The sequence below is a fragment of the Sphingomonas sp. GW821-FHT03E12 genome (genome assembly GCF_059420685.1).
This window is the reverse complement of record NZ_JBWKUF010000001.1, coordinates 582,017-601,635: the sequence shown is the minus strand read 5'-3', so window position 1 is coordinate 601,635 and position 19,619 is coordinate 582,017. Positions and strand designations below refer to the sequence as shown.

Below are 19,619 nucleotides of genomic sequence, written 5' to 3'. Positions count from 1 at the left end.
AGTCAATCTTCCGGCTGGAAGACGGCGCTCCTCAGTTCCGGGCGCTCAGTGCGCTGTGACTTGGCGTATGCCGGACCGGGCAGGGCCGCTCACCGCCCCCTCGCCGCGGCCCTCGCCAGCGTCACCAGCGCCTCATCCGCCACCACTTGCCCCGCATTGCCGCCGGCGCGGGTCATGCCGCGTTCGGCCTCGCGGACGCGTTCTACGGCGCGTGCCAGCATCGGGCTGGTCCAGCGGCGCAGCGCGATCTTGGTGCTCATCTCCTCCTTGAAGAAGACGCGGTGCTTCTTGACGACCTCGTCGGCCGAAGCGCCGCGGTCGATATCCGCGCGCATCTCGGCAAGGCTCATCAGGCGCCGGACGAGCTGGCGCAGGAGGGGAATCGCGGACACTCCCGCCTGTTCGAGCCGGGCGAGCTCGATACCAATCTCGGCCGCGCGGCCCTCGACAACGGCTTCGATTGCGCTCTGCATCTCGGCGTCGCCCAGGTCGGCGCCGATCGCTTCCAGCGCCTCGATTCCGGCCTCACGCGGACGGTCAGGGGCGGCATCGAGATAGATGGAGAGCTTCTCGATCTCGCGCGCCAGCACCGCACGATCGCCGCCGGAGAGGGCTGCGAGCCGTTCGGCGCTGCCGTTGACCAGGCGTAGGCCATTTTCGCGCGCGATTCCGGCGGCAAGTTGGGCGGCGTTGCGCGCGTCGGGGACATAGCAGGCATGCGCCATCGCGCCCGGCGCCGCGAGGGTGAGCTTGAGCAGCCTTCCAGTGCCCTTCAGGGCCCCGCCCACCGCGACCACGGGGTTCCCGGCCACTTCCGCGTCGAGCAGCAGGCGCACCGCCTCAGTGCCGTCATCGTCGATACCGGCGATGCGGACATAGCGCGCGCCGCCGAACAGCGAGAGCGATGCCGCTTCGGCCGCCAGGCGCCCCGGGTCGCCCTTGAGCGTGGATCCTTCGATATCGATGCGCTCGGCCTCGGCGCCCATTGCCCGGCCGAGCCGCGCGGCGAGATCGTTGGCGCCCGATTCGTCGGGGCCGTAGAGCAGGAACAGGCGGATATCCGGCCCGGGCTTGTCCAGCCGGGCCCGAATCTGCGCTTCGCTGGCCTTCACTTGGTTTCGGAGGCGCGCGCGTAGCGGGCGAGGCGTGCGACGATCTGGTCGGCGACGATCCCCGACAGCCGCTCGAGCGCGCTCTTCTCAGCCGCGATCGTCGCATATTCCGAACCGGCGACGTCGATGCCGGCGTCCGAGCCCGCGGTAGCGTCGAGGACAACCTGCCCAGTTGCCAGTTCCACAAGTTGATAGCGCGCGCGCAGGGTGCGCCGTTCGCGCGTCACCACATCGTCGCGGCGCACGCCCAGACCCTGGATCTGGTCGTCGAGCCTGATGTCGAGCCGATAGGCGGGCGTGCCGCTGCGTGTCGCTTCGATCCGGTCGCGGACCGCGTTGGCGACCAGCCAGCCATTCTCCCCCTGGATCGGCGCGACTTCGATGCCCGCCAGCATCGTTTGCACGGGTCCGCCGGCGCCGCCGCCATAGAGCGGCCGCAACCCGCCACAACCGCTGAGCGCGAGTGCCGACAGCACGAGCAGGGCGGGCGCAATCCTCATGCGACGATATTCACCAGACGGTCGGGCACAACGATCACCTTCCTGGGGGTGGCGCCCTCAAGAATGCGCTGCACATTCGGATTTGCCAAGGCCATCGCCTCGAGCGCGTCCTTCGCTTCGCCCTTTGCGGCCTTCACCGTGTCGCGCAGCTTGCCGTTGACCTGGATCGCGATCGTGACCTCGTCCTCGACCAGCAAGGCCGGATCGACCTGCGGCCATTCGGCGTCGGCGATGAGCGTGTCATTGCCCATCGCTGCCCAGGCCTCCTCTGCGAGATGCGGCGTCATCGGTGCCGCGAGCAGGATGATCGTGCGTACGGCATTGGCGCGCGACGCGCTGGGCTGCGCCTTCTCGATCGCATTGACCAGCGCGTAGAGCTTGGCGACCGCCTTGTTGAACTGCAGGCCTTCGATATCCGATGCCACGCCTGCGATCGTCTGGTGGAGGATGCGGTCGAGCGGTTTGTCCTCGCCCTCCCAGGCCCCGAGACCGTCGAACAGGCGCCACAAGCGCTGGACGAAGCGCCATGCGCCCTCGATGCCATTCTCGGTCCACTCCAGATCGCGTTCGGGCGGCGAATCGGACAGCACGAACCAGCGCACCGCGTCCGCGCCGTACTGATCGACGATCGGTTCGGGATCGACGGTGTTCTTCTTGGATTTGGACATCTTCTCGATGCGGCCGGTGGTCACGGGTCCGCCGTTCGAGGATTCAACCCAGATTTCGTCCTTGCGGGTGATCTCACCCGGCGAAAGCCAGCGGCCATCCGCGGACTTGTAGGTCTCGTGCGTCACCATCCCTTGGGTGAACAGCCCCTCGAACGGCTCGGCGATGTCGAGCATGCCGATGCGCTTGAGCGCGCGGGTCCAGAACCGGGCGTAGAGCAGGTGCAGGATCGCATGCTCGACCCCGCCGATATATTGGTTCACCGGCAGCCACTGCTCGGCGACCTTCCGGTCGAACGGCTTGTCGCCGGGCTGGCTGGCGAAGCGGATGAAGTACCAGCTCGAATCGACGAAGGTGTCGAGCGTATCGGTCTCGCGCCGCGCGGGCTTGCCGCAGCGCGGGCAATCGACGTGGCGCCAGGTCGGGTGCCGGTCGAGCGGATTGCCGGGAATGTCGAAGCTGACATCCTCGGGCAGCACCACCGGAAGCTGCTTCTTGGGCACCGGAACGACGCCGCAGACCTCGCAATGGATGATCGGGATCGGCGTGCCCCAATAACGCTGACGGCTCACGCCCCAGTCGCGCAGCCGCCAGACGGTGGTGCCCTTGCCCCAGCCGCCGGCTTCGGCGCGGGTGATCACCTCGCGCTTGGCATCGGGGACGTCCATGCCGTCGAGGAAATGCGAGTTCACCAGCGTGCCCGGACCCGAATAGGCTTCGGTATCGGTGAATACGGGCGCGGTCTTGGCGCCGTCCGAGACGACGCGGCGGATCGGCAGCGCGTATTTGGTCGCGAATTCGAAGTCGCGCTGGTCGTGCGCCGGCACGCCGAACACCGCGCCGGTGCCGTAGTCCATCAGCACGAAGTTCGCGATATAGACCGGCAATTCCCAAGCGGGATCAAAGGGATGCGTCGCGCGGATGCCGGTATCGAAGCCGAGCTTCTCTTGCGTCTCCAGTTCGGCCGCGGTGGTTCCGCCCAGCTTGCACTGCGCGATAAAGGCTTCGGCTTCAGGGCTGGTCTGCGCCAGCTTGCGCGCGATCGGATGGTCCGCCGCGATCGCGACGAAGCTCGACCCGAAGATCGTGTCAGGCCGCGTCGTGAAGACCTCGACATCGCCGCCATCGGAGAGCTTGAAGCGGAACTGCAGGCCCTCGGACTTGCCGATCCAGTTTTCCTGCATCAGCCGGACCTTGTCGGGCCATTTGTCGAGCGTGCCGAGGCCCTCGAGCAGCTCGTCGGCGAAATCGGTGATCTTGAGGAACCACTGGTTGAGCTTCTTCTTCTCGACCAGCGCGCCCGACCGCCAGCCGCGGCCATCGATCACCTGCTCGTTGGCGAGCACGGTCATATCGACCGGATCCCAGTTGACCGTCGATTCCTTGCGGTAGACCAGCCCGTTCTCGAGCAGATCGATGAACAGCGCCTGTTCGTGCCCGTAATAATCGGGCTCGCACGTCGCCAGCTCGCGGGTCCAGTCGATCGCGAGGCCGAGGCGCTTCAGCTGCGCGCGCATCGTCGCGATATTGTCGCGCGTCCAGCCGCCGGGATGGACCTTCTTTTCCATCGCCGCATTCTCGGCCGGCATGCCGAACGCGTCCCAGCCCATCGGGTGGAGCACTTCCATGCCGCGCATCCGGCGGTAGCGCGTCAGCACGTCGCCCATCGTGTAGTTGCGGACATGCCCCATATGGATGCGCCCCGAGGGATAGGGGAACATCTCGAGCACGTAGGATTTCGGCTTGGGCGAATTGTCGTCCGCGGCGAAGGTGCCGCGTTCTTCCCACAGCTTCTGCCACGCAGAATCGGCCTTCAGCGCGTTGAACCGCGACACATTCATTCCTTCAATTCACGGAGCGGCGGGCTGTCCCGCCCGCCCTCAATTCTCGACGATCGCCGCGCGGCGCAGGTCGCGGGCGCGGGTCAGGATGATATCCTCGATCTTCTGCACCGTGGACGCTTCGACCGGCGAATCGACCCACTGGCCATTGCGGTTGACCTGACGCTGTGCACTCACGCGCAGCGCGTCGGCGCGCAGATCCTGGTCGAGGATCGCGACCGTCAGCTTGGTCCGCTCGGTCTGGAGGTTGGGATTCACATACCAGTCGGTGACGATCACGCCGCCATTCGAATCGGTCTGCATGATCGGTGCGAACGACACCGTGTCGAGCGCCGCGCGCCACAGATAGGCGTTGACGCCGATCGTCGTGACCTTCGACGCGGCGAGATCGGTGCGGGGGCGATCCTTGCCGCCGCCACATGCGGCGAGCGGAGCCGTCAGGCTCAGGGCAAGGCTGCCCAGGATCGCGGTGCGCAACAGGCGGTTCATCGGCATCTTCCTATGGGAAACTCTATGGGTGGCGAGCATCTATAGATCGTCATGCGCCCGCCGCAAGCGCAAGCCGCCGCGCGCCATTCGGAGTGCCCCCTGTGCGCCTCATGCAACACTTGTGGGGAAAAGCGATTCCGGCGGTGGAACATTGCGGCCGAATCATGGTAGGCGCAAAGCCACGGTAGGGGACGAAATGAGCGTTCGGCGACTCATGACTGGCATCGGGATCGGCTCGCTGGGCGCGGCCGGCCTTGTCGTCGCGCCTGCACTGCTTGCCCAGACCGCCCAGCAGCAGCAGCGAATCGCCGCTCCCAAGCGCGCATCGTCGTTCGGCAGCATCGGCACCTTCACCCCCGCTGCCGCGGATCCCAAGCTTGCCGCGGTCCTCGCGCGCAGCGGCCTTGCCGGCAGCGGCTTCCGCTTCACGCCGGCCGATTCGGCCCGCGCCACCAGCCGCAGCGTCACCGTTGCGGTGCGTGCGCGCACCGCGCGTCCGGCAACTGCACTCGCAGATCGCGGCGCCGCGGCGCCTGCCGCCGTCACGCTTCAGCCGATCGCGTACAATCTCGGCATGTCGGTGGGCTGGAAGCGCTTCGCCGTTTCGGGCGATCTGTCCAAGCTCGATCTGGCAGGCCAGCCGGGCAGCCGCGAGTCGATCGATCTGGGTGTCAGCTACACCGGCAAGCGTGCGTCAGGCCGGATCAAGGCCGAGGCCGAGCGTCCGCTCGACGGCGCACCGCGCCTGATCGCTGCCGAGCCAAGCTATTCGATCGATGTCGGTGGTTCCTATTCGCTTAGCCGCAATTTCGATCTGACCGCGGGCGTGCGCTACAAGTCCGAAGAAAACCGCCTGCCGCAGCTGACCGACAACCGGCGCGACAGCCAGTCGGTCTATGTCGGTACCGCGATCCGCTTCTAACCGCCCCAGGCGTCGATTCCCGCCCAGCCATGTACGCCTAGCGGCCTGAGCGCACGCCAGCGGCGTTCGTTCATGCCGCCGAGTGCGATGACCGGCGCACTCAATCCACGAATCAGCAATCCGAGCCGCGCCGGTCCGAGCGTCCGGGCGCCGGGGTGCGATCGGGTCGCGTGAACCGGTGAGACGAACAGCAGCGCCGCGCCGTCGCGAATCGCCGCAATCGCCTCGCGCCGCGAATGGACGGGTGCGGTCAGGGCGTTGGGACGGCGGCCATGCTGCGGGGCATGTCCCAGCCGGCCGGCACCTGCGACGACCAGCATCAATCCCCGTCGCTGCGCGATTCGCGAGAGTCTCGCGAACAGCGCCCGCCGCTCGGTCAGCGGCAGCGTATAATGCCGCAGGATCACGCCCGACCCCTTCGGTAACGCGGCAAGGGCGTCCCAGAGTCCTTCGCCCAGCCGTTCGTCCGTCATCAGCCAGCGCCGGGGCAATTCCTTGGCAAGGGAGGGGTGGCGGCGGCGCATCGCCCCTCCTATAGCCGCGCCCATGGCATCCGACACCGCTGACTCGCGCCTTTCCGCCATCCGTGACCGAATCGCCCGCGCCGCGAAGACCGCGCGCCGCGATCCGGCTGACGTCACGCTCATCGCCATCTCCAAGACGCATGAGGCCGCCGCGATCCGCCCGCTGATCGTTGCGGGCCAGCGCGTGTTCGGCGAGAATCGCGTCCAGGAGGCTGCGGCCAAATGGCCCGGCCTGCGCGAGGAGACGCCGGGGATCGCCCTTCACCTGGTCGGCCAGCTCCAGTCGAACAAGGCGGAGGACGCGGTGGCGCTGTTCGATGCGATCCATTCGGTCGATCGCCCGTCGCTCGTCACCGCGCTCGCCCGCGCGATGGACAAGACAGGCCGCCGCCCGCCCTGCTTCCTCCAGGTCAATATCGGGGACGAGCCGCAAAAGGGTGGCTGTACAGTCGCCGATCTCCCCGCATTGCTCGCCGAGGCCCGGGCCGCGGCGCTCCCGGTCGCGGGGCTGATGGCGGTCCCACCGTTCGGGGTCGATTCGGCTCCCTATTTCGCGCTGCTGGCCAAGCTGGCGCGCGACCATGACGTCACCGGCCTCAGCATCGGCATGTCCGACGATTTCGAGACCGCGGTCACCCTTGGCGCCACGCATGTCCGCGTCGGTACCGCCCTGTTCGGAGTGCGTGCATGAGCCTTCCCGTCCGATTCGACGCCATTATCTTCGATTTCGACGGGGTGCTGCTCGAGAGCGAATATGCCGGAAACAAGCAGGTCGCCGAGTATCTCACCGGGATCGGGCATCCGACCACGCCTGAGGAGTCGATGGCCAATTTCATGGGCTTTTCGGGGCGTGAGTTCCTCGATGCGGTAGAGCGCTGGATCGGCCGGCCGCTGCCCGCGGATTTCTACGACGCGCGCGCGATCGAGGATCAGCGGGCGCTGGAAGAGGGAATCGAGGCGGTGGTCGGTGCGGTCGCCTTCATCCGCTCGCTGCCCGACGCGCTCCCGCGCGCGATCGCTTCGTCGAGCATGACGCCCTGGATCGCCGGCCATCTCGACCATCTTGGGATCCGCGACGCGTTCGAGGGGCGGATCTTCAGCGGGTGCGAGCATGTGAAGCGGGGCAAGCCGGCACCGGACATCTATCTCCATGCCGCGCAGGCGCTGGGCGTCGATATTGCACGCTGCGCGATTCTCGAGGATTCGCCGGTGGGTGCGACCGGAGCGGTGGCGTCGGGCGCGCATGTCATCGGACTATGTGCGGGCAGCCATTGCGGGGTGGGGCATGACGAGCGCCTGCGTGCGGTTGGCGTGCACGATATCGCGCATGATTTCGGCGAGGTCGCGCGGCTGGTGGCCTAGCAGCCACCCCGTTCCAGCATGAACGCGCGCAGCGCGATCGCATCTTCCAGCGCGTTGTGCGGCACCGCGCTTGTTCTCGCCGCGTCGAAGCCCGGCGCGTCGCACAGCTCGAAGGTGATGCGCGCGATCGGATGGCGGTATCCGGGCCGCGCGATGAGCGCCATTGCGGCGTGGGCGATATCCTCGGGCCAGTCTGCGATCACGACCGGATCGGGATCGTTGCCGAGATAGGCGGCAAGCGAACGTCCCAGTTCCTCACGCGTGACCGGTTCGATGCCCAACACCGGCAGCACATGCGCCGCAACCCATGGCGTCGGCTCAGGGCAATCGAGCGCGGCGTAGAAGGGCGTGCCGCCATCTTCCGGCGCCAATGCGAGCGCGATCAGGGGGCCGCCGAACCCGTTGAATTCGGCGTCCAGATAGTATCGCATTAGAGTTGATGCCCCGTCCGGTCGCGCTTGGTGGCGAGGTAGCGCTCGTTATGGGGGTTGGGCGGCAGACTATGCGGAACGCGTTCGGCGACACCGATACCCGCTGCCTCGAGTCCGGCGACCTTTTCCGGGTTGTTGGTGAGCAGGCGCACTCGGTCCTGCCCCAACAGCTTGAGCATCCGCCCGGCCACGCCGAAATCGCGCGCATCGACCGCAAAGCCCAGCCGCGTATTGGCATCGACGGTGTCGAAGCCCTGGTCCTGCAGCGCATAGGCGCGCAGCTTGTTGATCAGGCCGATCCCGCGCCCTTCCTGACGCAGATAGAGCAGCACGCCCCAGCCGCTGTCGGCGATCGCGTGAATCGCGGCATGGAGCTGCGGTCCGCAATCGCATTTGAGGCTCCCCAGCACGTCGCCGGTCAGGCATTCGCTGTGCAGCCGCACCAGCGGCGCGGCGCCATTGGGCTGGCCGATCAGCAGCGCGACATGCTCGTCGGGCGATTCGGGCGTGCGGAAGGCGACGATCTCCGTGTCCTCGGCACCTGCGACAGGCAGACGCGCGCGCGTCACGATCCGCAGGCGCGCGGGATCTTCATGCGTATCGATATCGGCGGGTGTGATTGCGTCTTCGGCCTCGTCTTCGCGGACGAAGAAGGCAGGGACCAGCCCGGCGATACGCGCCAGCCGCAGCGCCGCCGCGGCGGCATCGGGCGCGGGTACGGGAATTGCGCGGAACGGACCCTTGAGCGGGGTGGCAAGGTCGAGCTGGGGGTCGGCCAGCGCCACCGCGCCATCGAAATCGAGCCAGGGTGCGCGCTCGACGAGGACCGGTGCATCGGGTGCAGCCGCGTCCCGCTGGTTGGCCAGCTTCAGCGTCACCGCGCGTCCGGCAGAGATCAGGACCGGTGCCGCGGAATCGGGATCGAATCCGGCCAACCGGTCCGCGTCGGCTGTCTCAATGGCGAGCAGCGAGAGCGTTCCCGACGCGCCGCGGATCGCGATCGGCCAGCCCCGGCGCAGGGCGTCGATCGCGCGGGCGGTGGCGCGCGGGTCGCTCAAAAGTCGAACTCGGTGACGATCGGTACATGGTCCGACGGCTTGAGCCAGCCGCGGCACGGCTCGCACACGCGGTGCGCGGTTGCCTTGGCCGCGACGTCCTTGCTCGCCCACATATGGTCGAGCCGGCGGCCGCGGTCGGACGCTGCCCAGTCCTTGGCGCGATAGCTCCACCAGGTGAAGCAGCGCTCAGGCGCGGGGATGAAGTGGCGGCCGAGATCGACCCAGTCGTTCGCCGCCTGAAGTCGAGCCAGGGCCTCGACCTCGATCGGCGTGTGGCTGACCACGTCGAGCAGCTGCTTGTGGCTCCACACGTCGGATTCGAGCGGGGCGATGTTGAAGTCGCCGGTCACGATTACGGGCAGATTGCCCAGCCCTTCGGACCAGCGGGTCATCCGCTCGATGAAATCGAGCTTCTGGCCGAATTTGGGGTTCACAATGCGGTCGGGAACGTCGCCGCCGGCGGGGACATAGACATTTTCGAGCCGCACGCCGTTGGGAAGGCGTACGCCGACATGCCGCGCCTCGCCATTGGCCTGCCAGTCGAGCCGGTCGTCCTCGGTGACGGGCACGCGGCTGACGATCGCGACGCCGTGGTGCATACGCTGGCCGTGGATGATGATGTGATCATAGCCCAGCGCACGCAGCGGAGCGTGGGGGAAATCCCCGTCGATCACCTTGGTTTCCTGCAGGCACAATATGTCGGGCGCTTCCTCGCGGAGGAATTTCTCGACGATCTCCATGCGGAAGCGGACGGAGTTGATGTTCCAGGATGCGATCTTCATGCGACCGGGGATGTAGTCGGGGAAGTCGCGCTGCGCCAGAGAGACGCTTGTAAGTTTACGGTACCGGCCCGCTTCCCCACCCGGCCACCCATCAGCAGGATATTCTGGAATGGGTGGCCGGGTGGGGGAGCGGGCCGGTGCCGCCTGCACCGCAAGGTGCCAACCTAGAAAGCCAAAGGCCCCCGCTCCGGGGGCATGGAGCGAGGGCCGACCTGGCGTTCGTCACGCAGGCGGGACAGGGTGGCTTCGGGCAACAGGGGGAAAAATCCCGAAAGCCCCGTCCGCACTCTGGGTGTTAGCGGTGTGAAGCTGTCGCCAACATGAATGGCTCAACCCAAACAGGCTCAGCGGCGGCCGCCGCGGTTCCGGGGATCGTTCCAGCGGAACGCTCCGTCGCTCACCGGCGCATTGAACTGCTGGTTGGTCAGCCGAATGGTGGTGCGGTTGTTCTGGGAATCGAGGGCGACCCAGCCCTGGAGCATCAGGCCGCCGGGCGCCGCGGCATTGCGCGCGAACACCATCGTCAGCCGGCCATATTCGGGCCGCTTGGGGTCATGGGCCTCGATGCTGACGACATCGGGGCTGCTGGTCGGCACCACCTTGGCGAAGCGCGAAATGTCCTGATCGGGGTTCAGCAACACGCCCAGCGGCGAATTCTTGACCGGCCAGCGCGAGACCTGTTTCACCGAATAGTCGATGAACCACAGCGAACTGCCGTCGCCGACGATCAGCAGCGGCACGCCCTTCTCATACTGGAAGCGGACCTTGCCCGGCTTCTTGAGCGTCAGCGTGCCGTTGAGCGTCTTGCCCGCGCGGTCGGTCTGCGCGAACGACGCCGTCATCGTCTGCGCACTGCGCAGATGCTGCTGCACCTGGGCGAGTGTGCCTTGCTGCTGCGCGGCGGCGGGCAGGGCAAGCGGAAGGGTGACGACGGCCAGAACCGCCAGAAGCCGGATAATCATGGGTTTGCCAAACATATCCAAGCCTCTGTCGGTTCCGTCTTGAACACGCTGTGAACCAGCGTGCCGGGTTCAGCTCAGGCTTCGCTGCGTGCCTTGACGATCTTGCCCGGGGTGCGCGGCGGCTCGCCCTTGGGCAGCGCGTCGACATGCTCCATACCCTCGGTCACCTCGCCCCAGACGGTGTACTGGCCATCGAGGAAGGTCGCGTCGTCGAGGCAGATGAAGAACTGCGAGTTGGCGCTGTTGGGATCGTTGGTGCGGGCCATCGAGCAGACGCCGCGGACGTGCGGCGCGCGGCTGAACTCGGCGGGGAGGTTGGGCTCCTTCGATCCGCTCATGCCGGTGCCGGTCGGATCGCCGCCCTGCGCCATGAATCCGTCGATCACGCGGTGGAAGACGACGCCGTCATAGAAACCGCTGTCGGCCAGCTTGGTGATCCGCTCGACATGCTGCGGCGCCAGATCGGGGCGCAGCTTGATGTGCACGTCGCCGGTGTCGAGCGTCATGACGAGGCGGCTGGGAAGGTCGGCCATTTGAAACACAACTCCGAATATAAAAGGGGGGCGCGTCAACTAGGCACTCGTGCGCGCCGTTGCAAATCGAGCAGCGTTTGTTTCGAGAAGACGGCACCGGCCCGCTCCCCCGCCCCGCCACCCATAGGGTACCGATGTTGGGTGGCGGGGCGGGGGAGCGGGCCGGTGCCGCCAAACCAATATCGCTGCGGATTGGCAGCGCGATTCGAGCGCGTTAGAGGGAGGGCAGGCGCGAAGCAGGGGAAGGCTCGATGACCGACGAGACCGAGACCACCGCGCCCGATTCCGTAGCCCGCGATTCGCACGAGCATCTCAGCCACGATTTCGTGCGTACTGTGCTCGATCTGGTCGAAGCCGGTGATGTCGAGGCGGTCCGCGAGAAGGTCGAGCCGCTCCACCCCGCCGACATCGCCGATCTGGTCGAGCTGACCCCGGCCGAGCAGCGCCAGCCGCTCGCCGCCGCGATCGCCGGGCTGATCGACGGCGACGTGCTCGCCGAGATGAACGACTGGGTGCGCGACGAGCTGATCGAGTCGCTCGACCCGCATGAAGTCGCGGACATCGCCGCCGAACTCGATACCGACGACGCGGTCGCGATCATCGAGGACATGGAGGAAGAGGATCAGCGCGCGGTGCTGCGCGCCCTCGACCCCGACGATCGCGCGGCGATCGAGGAAGCGCTTTCCTACCCCGAGGAATCCGCCGGCCGCCTGATGCAGCGCGAGCTGATCGCGGTGCCCGAGCATTGGAGCGTCGGCGACGTGCTCGATTACCTCCGCGGCGAGGAGGAACTGGCGACCGACTTCTGGGAGATCTTCGTCGTCGACCCCGGGCACAAGCCGGTCGGTACCTGCGCGCTGTCCTGGATCCTGCGCACCCCGCGCTCGGTGGCGATGGGTGACGTCATGAAACGCGAGCAGACGCTGATCCCGGTAGGGATGGATCAGGAAGAGGTCGCGCTGATCTTCCAGAAATACGCGCTGATCTCCGCTGCGGTGATCGACGACAGCGGCCGGCTGGTCGGCATGATCACGGTGGACGACGTCGTCCACATCATCTCCGAGGAAGCGGGCGAGGACGCGCTGCTGCTGTCGGGCGCGGGTGAGGGCGACATCAACGAGCCGGTGGTCGATTCGTACAAGGTGCGCGTGCGCTGGCTGATCGCCAATCTCGGCACCGCGATGGTCGCCGCGACGATCATCGGCATGTTCGAGGGAACGATCGCCAGGATGGTGACGCTCGCCGCGCTGATGCCGATCGTCGCCGGCGTCGGCGGCAATGCCGGGACGCAGACGATGGCGGTGACGGTGCGCGCGCTCGCCACCAACCAGCTCACCCAGTCCAACACCCTGCGCGCGATCCGGCGCGAGATTAAGGTCGCGCTGCTCAACGGCGTCACGATCGCGGCGGTGCTGGGCAGCGGTGTCGGCCTCGTCTTCCAGAATCCGCTGCTCGGCGTGGTGATCGCCACCGCGATGCTCGCCAACATCGTCATCGCAGGCTGCGCCGGGGTGCTGGTGCCGCTGACGCTGGCGCGCTTCCGCGCCGATCCCGCGGTCGCCTCGTCGGTGTTCGTGACGATGACCACCGATTCGATGGGCTTCCTCGTCTTCCTCGGCCTTGCCAGCGCGAGCGGGCTGACCGGCTGATTGGCCGGTTGAACCGCGCGCCGGTTGCGCCCAGATGGAGGGCGTGCCGCTTCATCTCACCAAGGTCGCCTATGGATGCGACAGCGTCGACTATCTCCGCGAGCGCCTGGCCCTGCGCGCCGCGCACGGCCCGACGGCATTCCTGACGACGCGCTATCTGCCCAAGCGGCATGAGGAGATCGCGTCCGAAGGCGGCGAGGGCGGGTCGCTGTTCTGGATCATCAAGCACCAGCTGATCGGACGCTCGCCCATCCTGCGCTTCGGCGAGGCGGAAGGCGGGCGCGTGGCGATCCATCTCGCGCCCGAGCTGATCCTGGTCCAGCCGCGGCCCAAGCGCGCGCATCAGGGCTGGCGCTATCTTGAGGGCAGCGATGCGCCGCCCGATCTCGGCACCGGCGACATGGCGTCACTCCCGCCCGAACTGGCGGGGAAGCTGGCTGAGCTCGGGATCGTCTAGCGCGCGAGCGAGGGGAAGGCGGCGCGGAAGGCCGCGACCTTCGGCTTGTCCCAGCGCACGATATAGGGGTGGTTGGGGTTGCGGCGGGCGAAGTCCTGATGCTGCGCCTCGGCGAGGTAGAACTGCCCCTGTTCAATGGTCGTGACGATGGGCTTGCCATAGGCGCCGGCCTTGCCGAGCTGGTCGAGATAGGCCCGTGCCACTCGCGCCTGTCCCGGATTCTGCGGGAAGATCGCCGAACGGTAGCTGGGGCCGGTATCCGGCCCCTGGCGGTTGAGCTGGGTGGGGTCGTGCGCGACCGCGAAATAGATGCGCAGCAGCGTGGCATAGCTCACCTGGCGCGGATCATAGACGATCCGTACCGCCTCGGCATGGCCGGTGCGTTCGGTGGATACCTGATTATAGGAGGCGGTCGCCTTGGTGCCGCCGGCATAGCCGCTGGTGACGGCGCGGACGCCCTTCACCTGTTCGAACACCGCTTCGAGGCCCCAGAAACAGCCGCCTGCGAGCACCGCGACCTGATCGCCGGGTGCGGGAGTGACATCGATGGTTGAGGGAGGAATCGCCACCGCCTTCTCGGCTTTGGCGGGTGCGATCGGCGGGACGAGACCCGCAGCAGACATGAAGCCCAGGCTTGCCAGTCCGGCAATGCCCAGGGCTATCGCCCGCATCAGAAGAACGGGGTCGCCGTCACACGCTCGATATTGAGCGCGACCATAGCGATCGCGCCGAGCGAGAAGCCGGCCATAACGCGCCGCAGAAACTGCGACTTCAGAACCGTAAGCATCACATTGCCCTTTGTCTTGGTTGGGGCGGAGATGGGATCTCCTCCCGTGAATCCAAGAGTAGTTCTACTTGTCCGCGATGAACGTCCGCTGGATACGGCGTAATTCATCGTTCAGGTTGCGGTGCCGGCCCGCTCCCCCACCCGGCCACCCATAGGATACACTGGCGTTGGGTGGCCGGGTGGGAGCGGGCTGGTGCCGCGCGCCGCGCAAGCGGCGCCTAAACCTAGCGGAGCGCGGCGCAGGCTTCCTGGATGCGGCCGCATGCCTCGGTCAGTACGTCTTCGCTGGTCGCGTAGCTGATACGGAGCGCGGGCGAGAAGCCGAACGCGCCGCCATGCACCGCGGCGACCTTGGCATCGTCAAGCAGGTATCCGACCATCGTCTCGTCGGTGTCGATGACCAGGCCCTTGGGCGTGGTCTTGCCGATCAGCTGGCTGAACTCGGGATAGACGTAGAAGGCACCTTCGGGACGCGGGCAGTTCATGCCGTTGATCTGGTTCAGCATCGACACGACGAGGTCGCGGCGCTTCTGGAAGGCGGCGGCGCGATCCTTGAGGAACGACTGGTCGCCGTTGAGCGCAGCGACCGAGGCGGCCTGCGACACGCTGCACGGGTTGCTGGTCGACTGCGACTGGAGCTTGCCCATTGCCTTGATCAGCCACTGGGGACCACCGGCGAAACCGATACGCCAGCCGGTCATGGCATAGGCCTTGGACATGCCGTTCGCAGTCAGCGTGCGGTCGTAGAGCGACGGGCAGACCTGCGCGATCGTCGCGAACTCGAAGCCGTCGTACAGGATATGCTCGTACATATCGTCGGCATAGATCAGGACGTGCGGGTGCCGCTCGAGCACTTCGCCCAGCGCCTTCAACTCAGCGGCGCTGTACGCGGCGCCGGTCGGGTTGGACGGCGAGTTGAGCACGACCCACTTGGTCTTGGCGGTGATCGCCGCCTCGAGCTGCTCGGGCTTGATCTTGTAGTTCGCCTCGGCGCCCGCGGCGATGAACACCGGCTTGCCGCCCGCAAATTCGACGACGTCGGGATAGCTCACCCAATAGGGGGCCGGGATGACGACCTCGTCACCCGCGTCGATCGTCGCGCAGAACGCGTTGAACAGGGTGTGCTTGCCGCCCGAGTTCACGCTGATCTGGTTCTCGGCATAGGTCAGGCCGTTGTCGCGCGCGAACTTGCCGACGATCGCGGCCTTCAGCTCCGGCGTGCCGTCGACATTGGTGTATTTGGTGATGCCCTTGCGGATCGCCTCGATCGCGGCTTCCTTGACGAAGTCGGGCGTGTCGAAGTCGGGCTCGCCCGCGCCCAGACCAATCACGTCGATGCCCTGCCGTTTCAGCTCGAACACCCGGCTCGTCATCGCGAGCGTCGCGGAAGGCTGGATACGGTTGAGCGCGGCGGAGGTCTGCATGGGCGGTCGCCTGTCTGGGAGGGGAATCGCGCGCCCTATAGGTCCGCCGGTGCCTCCTCCGCAACCGTAACCGCGGAAACCAGTCCGCGCAGTGCGTTGCCGACGAAGAATCCGCCGTCGAGATCGGCGGGCGTGAGCTCGGCTTCGGCCGCGCGGCCGGTCTCGATCAGTTCGGCGCGCAGCACGCCCGGAAGCGCGCCGCGCGCTAGCGGCGGAGTCAGCAGCGTGCCGTCGCGCTCGACGAAGATCGAGGTGAAGCTGCCTTCGGTCAGATAGCCGTCGGCATCGACATAGAGCGTCTCGAACGCCTCTTCGCTGCGGGGATAGACGCTGCGGTCGCTGGTCTTGTGGGCCAGGCGGAAGTCGCGCGGCGCAACTTGGCGGGCGCGGATCGCGACGGTTACCGGTCCCTCCGGTGCGGCGGGCATCGGCGCGGTACCGATCGCGACATTGCCGCTGCGTGACAGCAGCAGCCGCACGCGCGCCGGGCCGCGCAGCCGGAAGGTGGCCGCCTGCAGTTCGTTGCGCGCGGCATGGCGGTCGAAGGCAAAGCCCAGTGCCTCCGCGCTCGTCTTCATCCGCGCCAGATGCCGTTCGAGCAGCGGAATGCCCTCTGCCGGGTCGAACGCCATCGTCTCAATGAGGTCCACCTGCCGCTGCCCCCGTGTCAGGAACGCGCCCTTGGCCAGGCACTCGTCCCATTCTTCCCCCGCGCGTGAATCCGCGACCACGCCCGATCCCAGGCCGATGCTCGCGGTTTCGCTGTCGCGAGGCAAGTACAGCGTGCGGATCGCGACGTTGAAGGCAGCGTCGCCATCTGCGTCGATCCGGCCGATTGATCCGGTGTACGGTCCGCGCGCGTCGGGTTCGACCGCGCCGATCACTTCCATCGCGCGGATCTTGGGCGCCCCGGTGATCGATCCGCAGGGAAAGGTCGCGGCCAGCACCTCGCCGATGCCGGTCTCTTCGGCCAGGCGGGCCGAGACGGTCGAGACCATCGTGTGGAGGGTCGGATAGGTTTCGACCTTGAACAATTCGGGCACGCGGACGCTGCCCGGCGCGGCGATACGCGTGAGATCGTTGCGCATCAGATCGACGATCATGAGGTTCTCGGCGCGCTGCTTGGCGTCCGCCGCCAGCGTTGCCTTGGCCACCACGTCCTCTTCGGGCGTGGCGCCGCGCGGGGTTGTTCCCTTCATCGGCCGGGCGATCAGTTCGCCATCACGAAGCGCGAAGAAGAGTTCGGGCGAGAAAGACAACAGCCAGTCGCTGCCCGTCCACACGATCCCGCCATAGCCCGCCGCCGCGCGCCCGCGGATCGCGGCATAGGCCGCCAGCGGATCGCCCAGCACGCGGACCGCTGTCCGGAAGCTCAGATTTGCCTGATAGATGTCCCCCGCCACGATCCAGTCGTGCACGCGGGCAAAGGCGGCGTCATAGGCGGCGCGTGTGATCCCCGGCCGCGGCCGCCCGATCCATGCGCCGGCGGGATCGGGAAGCCGCGCGGTGACGTCATCCGCCGCGATCGTCTCGAAACCCTCGAACAGCCCGAACCACAGCAACGGTCCGGCGGTGGCCGGCGTCTCCAGCCTGGGTTCAAGCGCGTGCCCGGCTTCATAGGCAAGATACCCCGCGGCATGCAGCCCTTCCGCGCGTGCCGCATCGAGCGCGTCGAGTGCGGGTTGAACCTCCCCGGGCGCATGCGCGGTCACGATCCGCACCGGATCGCGGTACAGTCGCGCATCGGCGCCGCCCGGCCGGGCATCGTCGAGCAGCACGAAGGGGGCCGGTCCAAGCATCGGCCCGCATTGCAGGCCCGCGCGCCGCGCCGCAACCCTCTGTTGCCGCCCTCCTTCCGTCCGCCTATCTCCACGGGCGATGAACACGGCTTCCACTCCCCCCCTTCGCGCCGCGATCGTGCCGGTCACGCCGCTTCAGCAGAACAGCACCTTGCTCTGGTGCACCGAAACGATGCGCGGTGCCTTCACCGATCCGGGCGGCGACCTCGACCGGCTGAAGGCCGCGGCGCAGCAGCATGGCGTCACGATCGAGAAACTGCTGATCACCCATGGCCATATCGACCATTGCGGCCAGGCCGGGATGCTGGCCAAGGAACTGGGCGTGCCGATCGAGGGGCCGCACGAGGCCGACCGCTTCTGGATCAGCCGGCTCGACGATGACGGTCGCAAATACGGCATCGACGGCAAGCCGTTCGAGCCCGACCGCTGGCTGGTCGATGGCGATACCGTCACCGTCGGCAACCTCACGCTCGACGTCTATCACTGCCCGGGCCACACGCCCGGCCATGTCGTGTTCCACCACGCGCCGTCGAAGCTCGCCATCGTCGGCGATGTAATCTTCCAAGGATCGATCGGCCGCACCGATTTCCCGATGGGCAATCACCAGGATCTGCTCGACGCGATCACGGGCAAGCTCTGGCCGCTCGGCGGCGACACCGTCTTCGTTCCCGGCCATGGCCAGCCGAGCAATTTCGCGCAGGAACGCCGCACCAATCCCTTCGTTGCCGATGCGGTGCTCGCACGAAGTTAAACCAATCGGTTGACAATTGACTGAGGCGAGTCGTAGTTCAACCATATGGTTGAACGACTCGACATGACCTTTCACGCGCTTGCCGATCCCACCCGCCGCGGGATGCTCGCCAGCCTTGCGCTCGGCGAAAAGAGCATCGGCGAACTGGCCCAGCCTTATGCGATGAGCTTCGCGGGCGCCTCGAAGCACGTCCAGGTGCTCGAGCGCGCCGGCCTCATCGCGCGCCGCAAGGCCGGCCGTACCCAGATCTGCACGCTTCAGCCCGAACCGCTCGCCGAAGCCAATCAATGGCTCCAGCAATGGGCAGGCTTCTGGAACACCCGCCTCGACAATCTCGAGGCCCTGCTTCGCAGCATCCCCAGGGGAGAGGCGCAATGACCTATATCGACGGCTTCGTGCTCGCCGTGCCCACAGCCAATCGCGAGCGGTTCCGCGACATGGCCGCGCGTATCGCGAAGGTCTTCATCGACCATGGCGCGTTGCGCGTGATCGAGAATTGGGGCGACGATGTGCCCAAGGGCGAGGTCACCGACCTGTATCGCGCAGTGCAGGCGAAGGCGGACGAGACGGTCGTCTTCTCCTTCATCGAATGGCCGTCGAAGGAAGCGCGCGACAAGGGCAACGACGCTGTCGCTGCCGACCCGCGCACGGTGCAGGCGCCGGAAGAGCTGAACCTCATGGACCCCAAGCGCATGATCTATGGCGGCTTCATGCCGATCGTCGAGGAAAGGGGAGCCTGAACCATGGCCAGGGCAACCCCATTCCTGATGTTCCAGGGCGGCAAGGCCGAAGCGGCGTTGAGCTTCTACGCCGGGCATATCCCTGACAGCCGGATCGACTCGCTGGAGACGTTCGGGCCAGATGGTCCCGGCCCCGAAGGTACCGTGCTGCGCGGCTATGCGACCATCGCCGGGCAGGCGGTGATGGTTCACGACAGCTTCGTCACGCATGGCTTCGATTTCACGCCATCCTGGTCCTTCTTCCTCGACTGCGCGAATGAAGCCGAGTTCGACCGGCTGTTCGCGACCTTGTCCGAACAGGGCAGCGTGCTGATGCCGCCTGCCAATTACGGCTGGAGTGCGAAATTCGCCTGGGTGAGCGACCGCTTCGGCATCTCATGGCAGCTCAACCTGCCATGAGCGCGCCCGTCATCCTCACGATCCGCCGCGACTTTTCGGCATCGCCCGAGCGGGTGTTCGATGCCTGGCTCGATCCCGATCAGGCGCGCCGCTTCCTGTTCGCGACGCCCGACGGCGAGATGCGGTCGGTGGAGATCGACGCCCGGGTCGGCGGTCATGCGCTGATTGTCGAACGGCGCGCGCAGGGCGATGCCGGCCATCGCCTGAAGTTCGAGGTGATCGACCGCCCCGCTCGCCTCGTCTTCCTTTTCGCCGCCGACCCGGCGGAAGAAGGCGAATGGACACGCGTGAGCATCGACATCGCGCCCACCTCAGGCGGCTGCACACTGACGCTTACCCATGAAATGGACCCGCAATGGGCGGCCTATGAGGACCAGACGCGCAGCGGCTGGACGATGATCCTCGACAGCCTCGCCCGCATCACGGAGTGA

General features: G+C 67.0%; 23 protein-coding genes. 10 read left to right on the top strand and 13 right to left on the bottom strand.

The genetic code is table 11. The features are described 5' to 3' along the window. Positions 1-89: 89 nt before the first annotated feature. The 4 genes from holA to AC07TU_RS02810 are packed head-to-tail and all read right to left on the bottom strand — an operon-like array spanning position 90 to position 4,608. Entirely contained in the window at positions 90-1,112 is a 1,023-nt protein-coding gene (gene holA, locus AC07TU_RS02825) for a DNA polymerase III subunit delta (RefSeq protein ID WP_495186392.1), read from the bottom strand. After that, positions 1,109-1,612: an LPS assembly lipoprotein LptE gene (gene lptE, locus AC07TU_RS02820; RefSeq protein WP_495186391.1), complete on the bottom strand. Its 504-nt coding sequence runs from the start codon at positions 1,610-1,612 to the stop codon at positions 1,109-1,111. Before lptE ends, holA begins: the two co-directional genes overlap by 4 nt. Further along, on the bottom strand, positions 1,609-4,119 hold the full coding sequence (leuS, locus tag AC07TU_RS02815) for a leucine--tRNA ligase (protein WP_495186390.1): 2,511 nt from the start codon (positions 4,117-4,119) through the stop codon (positions 1,609-1,611). The genes lptE and leuS overlap by 4 nt, the downstream gene beginning before the upstream one ends. Before the next feature lie 39 nt (positions 4,120-4,158). Continuing rightward, on the bottom strand, positions 4,159-4,608 hold the full coding sequence (locus AC07TU_RS02810; protein ID WP_495186389.1) for a DUF3576 domain-containing protein: 450 nt from the start codon (positions 4,606-4,608) through the stop codon (positions 4,159-4,161). Between the two features lie 196 nt (positions 4,609-4,804). Between AC07TU_RS02810 and AC07TU_RS02805 the strand changes: the two genes are divergently transcribed. Next, a complete protein-coding gene (locus AC07TU_RS02805; RefSeq protein ID WP_495186388.1) occupies positions 4,805-5,530 on the top strand; it encodes a hypothetical protein in 726 nt (241 codons plus the stop codon). Here AC07TU_RS02805 and AC07TU_RS02800 read toward each other — a convergent pair. After that, positions 5,527-6,054 carry a thiamine phosphate synthase gene (locus AC07TU_RS02800; protein ID WP_495186387.1) on the bottom strand — a complete coding sequence of 176 codons (528 nt, stop codon included), beginning with the start codon at positions 6,052-6,054 and terminating at the stop codon, positions 5,527-5,529. The genes AC07TU_RS02805 and AC07TU_RS02800 overlap by 4 nt on opposite strands. A gap of 22 nt (positions 6,055-6,076) precedes the next feature. On the opposite strand from AC07TU_RS02800, the gene AC07TU_RS02795 reads away from it, so the two are divergent. Continuing rightward, positions 6,077-6,745, top strand: coding sequence for a YggS family pyridoxal phosphate-dependent enzyme (locus AC07TU_RS02795; protein WP_495186386.1), 669 nt, complete (start codon positions 6,077-6,079; stop codon positions 6,743-6,745). After that, the gene (locus AC07TU_RS02790) at positions 6,742-7,416 is read left to right on the top strand and encodes an HAD family hydrolase (protein WP_495186385.1); all 675 of its coding nucleotides are present in this window, start codon (positions 6,742-6,744) and stop codon (positions 7,414-7,416) included. Before AC07TU_RS02795 ends, AC07TU_RS02790 begins: the two co-directional genes overlap by 4 nt. Here the strand turns inward: AC07TU_RS02790 and AC07TU_RS02785 are convergent. The 5 genes from AC07TU_RS02785 to AC07TU_RS02765 all read right to left on the bottom strand — a co-directional run bounded on the left by AC07TU_RS02785 (position 7,413) and on the right by AC07TU_RS02765 (position 11,182). Beyond that, positions 7,413-7,847 carry a hypothetical protein gene (locus tag AC07TU_RS02785; protein ID WP_495186384.1) on the bottom strand — a complete coding sequence of 145 codons (435 nt, stop codon included), beginning with the start codon at positions 7,845-7,847 and terminating at the stop codon, positions 7,413-7,415. The two genes, AC07TU_RS02790 and AC07TU_RS02785, sit on opposite strands and share 4 nt — an antisense overlap. Next, a complete protein-coding gene (gene ribA / locus AC07TU_RS02780; RefSeq protein ID WP_495186383.1) occupies positions 7,847-8,905 on the bottom strand; it encodes a GTP cyclohydrolase II in 1,059 nt (352 codons plus the stop codon). Before ribA ends, AC07TU_RS02785 begins: the two co-directional genes overlap by 1 nt. Further along, complete coding sequence (locus AC07TU_RS02775; RefSeq protein ID WP_495186382.1) at positions 8,902-9,687, bottom strand: exodeoxyribonuclease III; 786 nt, start codon at positions 9,685-9,687, stop codon at positions 8,902-8,904. The genes ribA and AC07TU_RS02775 overlap by 4 nt, the downstream gene beginning before the upstream one ends. 344 nt (positions 9,688-10,031) lie before the next feature. Continuing rightward, positions 10,032-10,649: a LolA family protein gene (locus AC07TU_RS02770; RefSeq protein WP_495186381.1), complete on the bottom strand. Its 618-nt coding sequence runs from the start codon at positions 10,647-10,649 to the stop codon at positions 10,032-10,034. Between the two features lie 74 nt (positions 10,650-10,723). Further along, positions 10,724-11,182: a peptidylprolyl isomerase gene (locus tag AC07TU_RS02765; protein ID WP_066578196.1), complete on the bottom strand. Its 459-nt coding sequence runs from the start codon at positions 11,180-11,182 to the stop codon at positions 10,724-10,726. A 251-nt stretch (positions 11,183-11,433) separates the two neighbouring features. Between AC07TU_RS02765 and mgtE the strand changes: the two genes are divergently transcribed. Next, on the top strand, positions 11,434-12,831 hold the full coding sequence (gene mgtE, locus AC07TU_RS02760) for a magnesium transporter (RefSeq protein ID WP_495186380.1): 1,398 nt from the start codon (positions 11,434-11,436) through the stop codon (positions 12,829-12,831). Between the two features lie 34 nt (positions 12,832-12,865). Then, positions 12,866-13,288 carry a DUF1489 family protein gene (locus AC07TU_RS02755; RefSeq protein ID WP_495186379.1) on the top strand — a complete coding sequence of 141 codons (423 nt, stop codon included), beginning with the start codon at positions 12,866-12,868 and terminating at the stop codon, positions 13,286-13,288. Here AC07TU_RS02755 and msrA read toward each other — a convergent pair. From msrA to pabB, 3 genes are all read right to left on the bottom strand, one after another. Then, a complete protein-coding gene (msrA, locus tag AC07TU_RS02750) occupies positions 13,285-13,911 on the bottom strand; it encodes a peptide-methionine (S)-S-oxide reductase MsrA (RefSeq protein WP_495186883.1) in 627 nt (208 codons plus the stop codon). The genes AC07TU_RS02755 and msrA overlap by 4 nt on opposite strands. Before the next feature lie 388 nt (positions 13,912-14,299). Then, positions 14,300-15,499, bottom strand: a complete 1,200-nt coding sequence (locus AC07TU_RS02745; RefSeq protein WP_495186378.1) for a pyridoxal phosphate-dependent aminotransferase — start codon at positions 15,497-15,499, stop codon at positions 14,300-14,302. A 35-nt stretch (positions 15,500-15,534) separates the two neighbouring features. Then, on the bottom strand, positions 15,535-17,298 hold the full coding sequence (pabB, locus tag AC07TU_RS02740; RefSeq protein ID WP_495186377.1) for an aminodeoxychorismate synthase component I: 1,764 nt from the start codon (positions 17,296-17,298) through the stop codon (positions 15,535-15,537). A 79-nt stretch (positions 17,299-17,377) separates the two neighbouring features. Here pabB and AC07TU_RS02735 point away from each other — a divergent pair, with 79 nt between their 5' ends. The 5 genes from AC07TU_RS02735 to AC07TU_RS02715 are packed head-to-tail and all read left to right on the top strand — an operon-like array spanning position 17,378 to position 19,619. After that, a complete protein-coding gene (locus AC07TU_RS02735; protein WP_066578206.1) occupies positions 17,378-18,049 on the top strand; it encodes an MBL fold metallo-hydrolase in 672 nt (223 codons plus the stop codon). A gap of 45 nt (positions 18,050-18,094) precedes the next feature. Continuing rightward, positions 18,095-18,427: an ArsR/SmtB family transcription factor gene (locus tag AC07TU_RS02730; RefSeq protein ID WP_495186376.1), complete on the top strand. Its 333-nt coding sequence runs from the start codon at positions 18,095-18,097 to the stop codon at positions 18,425-18,427. Further along, positions 18,424-18,789 carry a DUF1428 domain-containing protein gene (locus tag AC07TU_RS02725; protein WP_495186375.1) on the top strand — a complete coding sequence of 122 codons (366 nt, stop codon included), beginning with the start codon at positions 18,424-18,426 and terminating at the stop codon, positions 18,787-18,789. The genes AC07TU_RS02730 and AC07TU_RS02725 overlap by 4 nt, the downstream gene beginning before the upstream one ends. A 3-nt stretch (positions 18,790-18,792) precedes the next feature. Further along, a complete protein-coding gene (locus AC07TU_RS02720) occupies positions 18,793-19,188 on the top strand; it encodes a VOC family protein (protein ID WP_495186374.1) in 396 nt (131 codons plus the stop codon). Beyond that, entirely contained in the window at positions 19,185-19,619 is a 435-nt protein-coding gene (locus AC07TU_RS02715; protein ID WP_495186373.1) for an SRPBCC family protein, read from the top strand. The genes AC07TU_RS02720 and AC07TU_RS02715 overlap by 4 nt, the downstream gene beginning before the upstream one ends.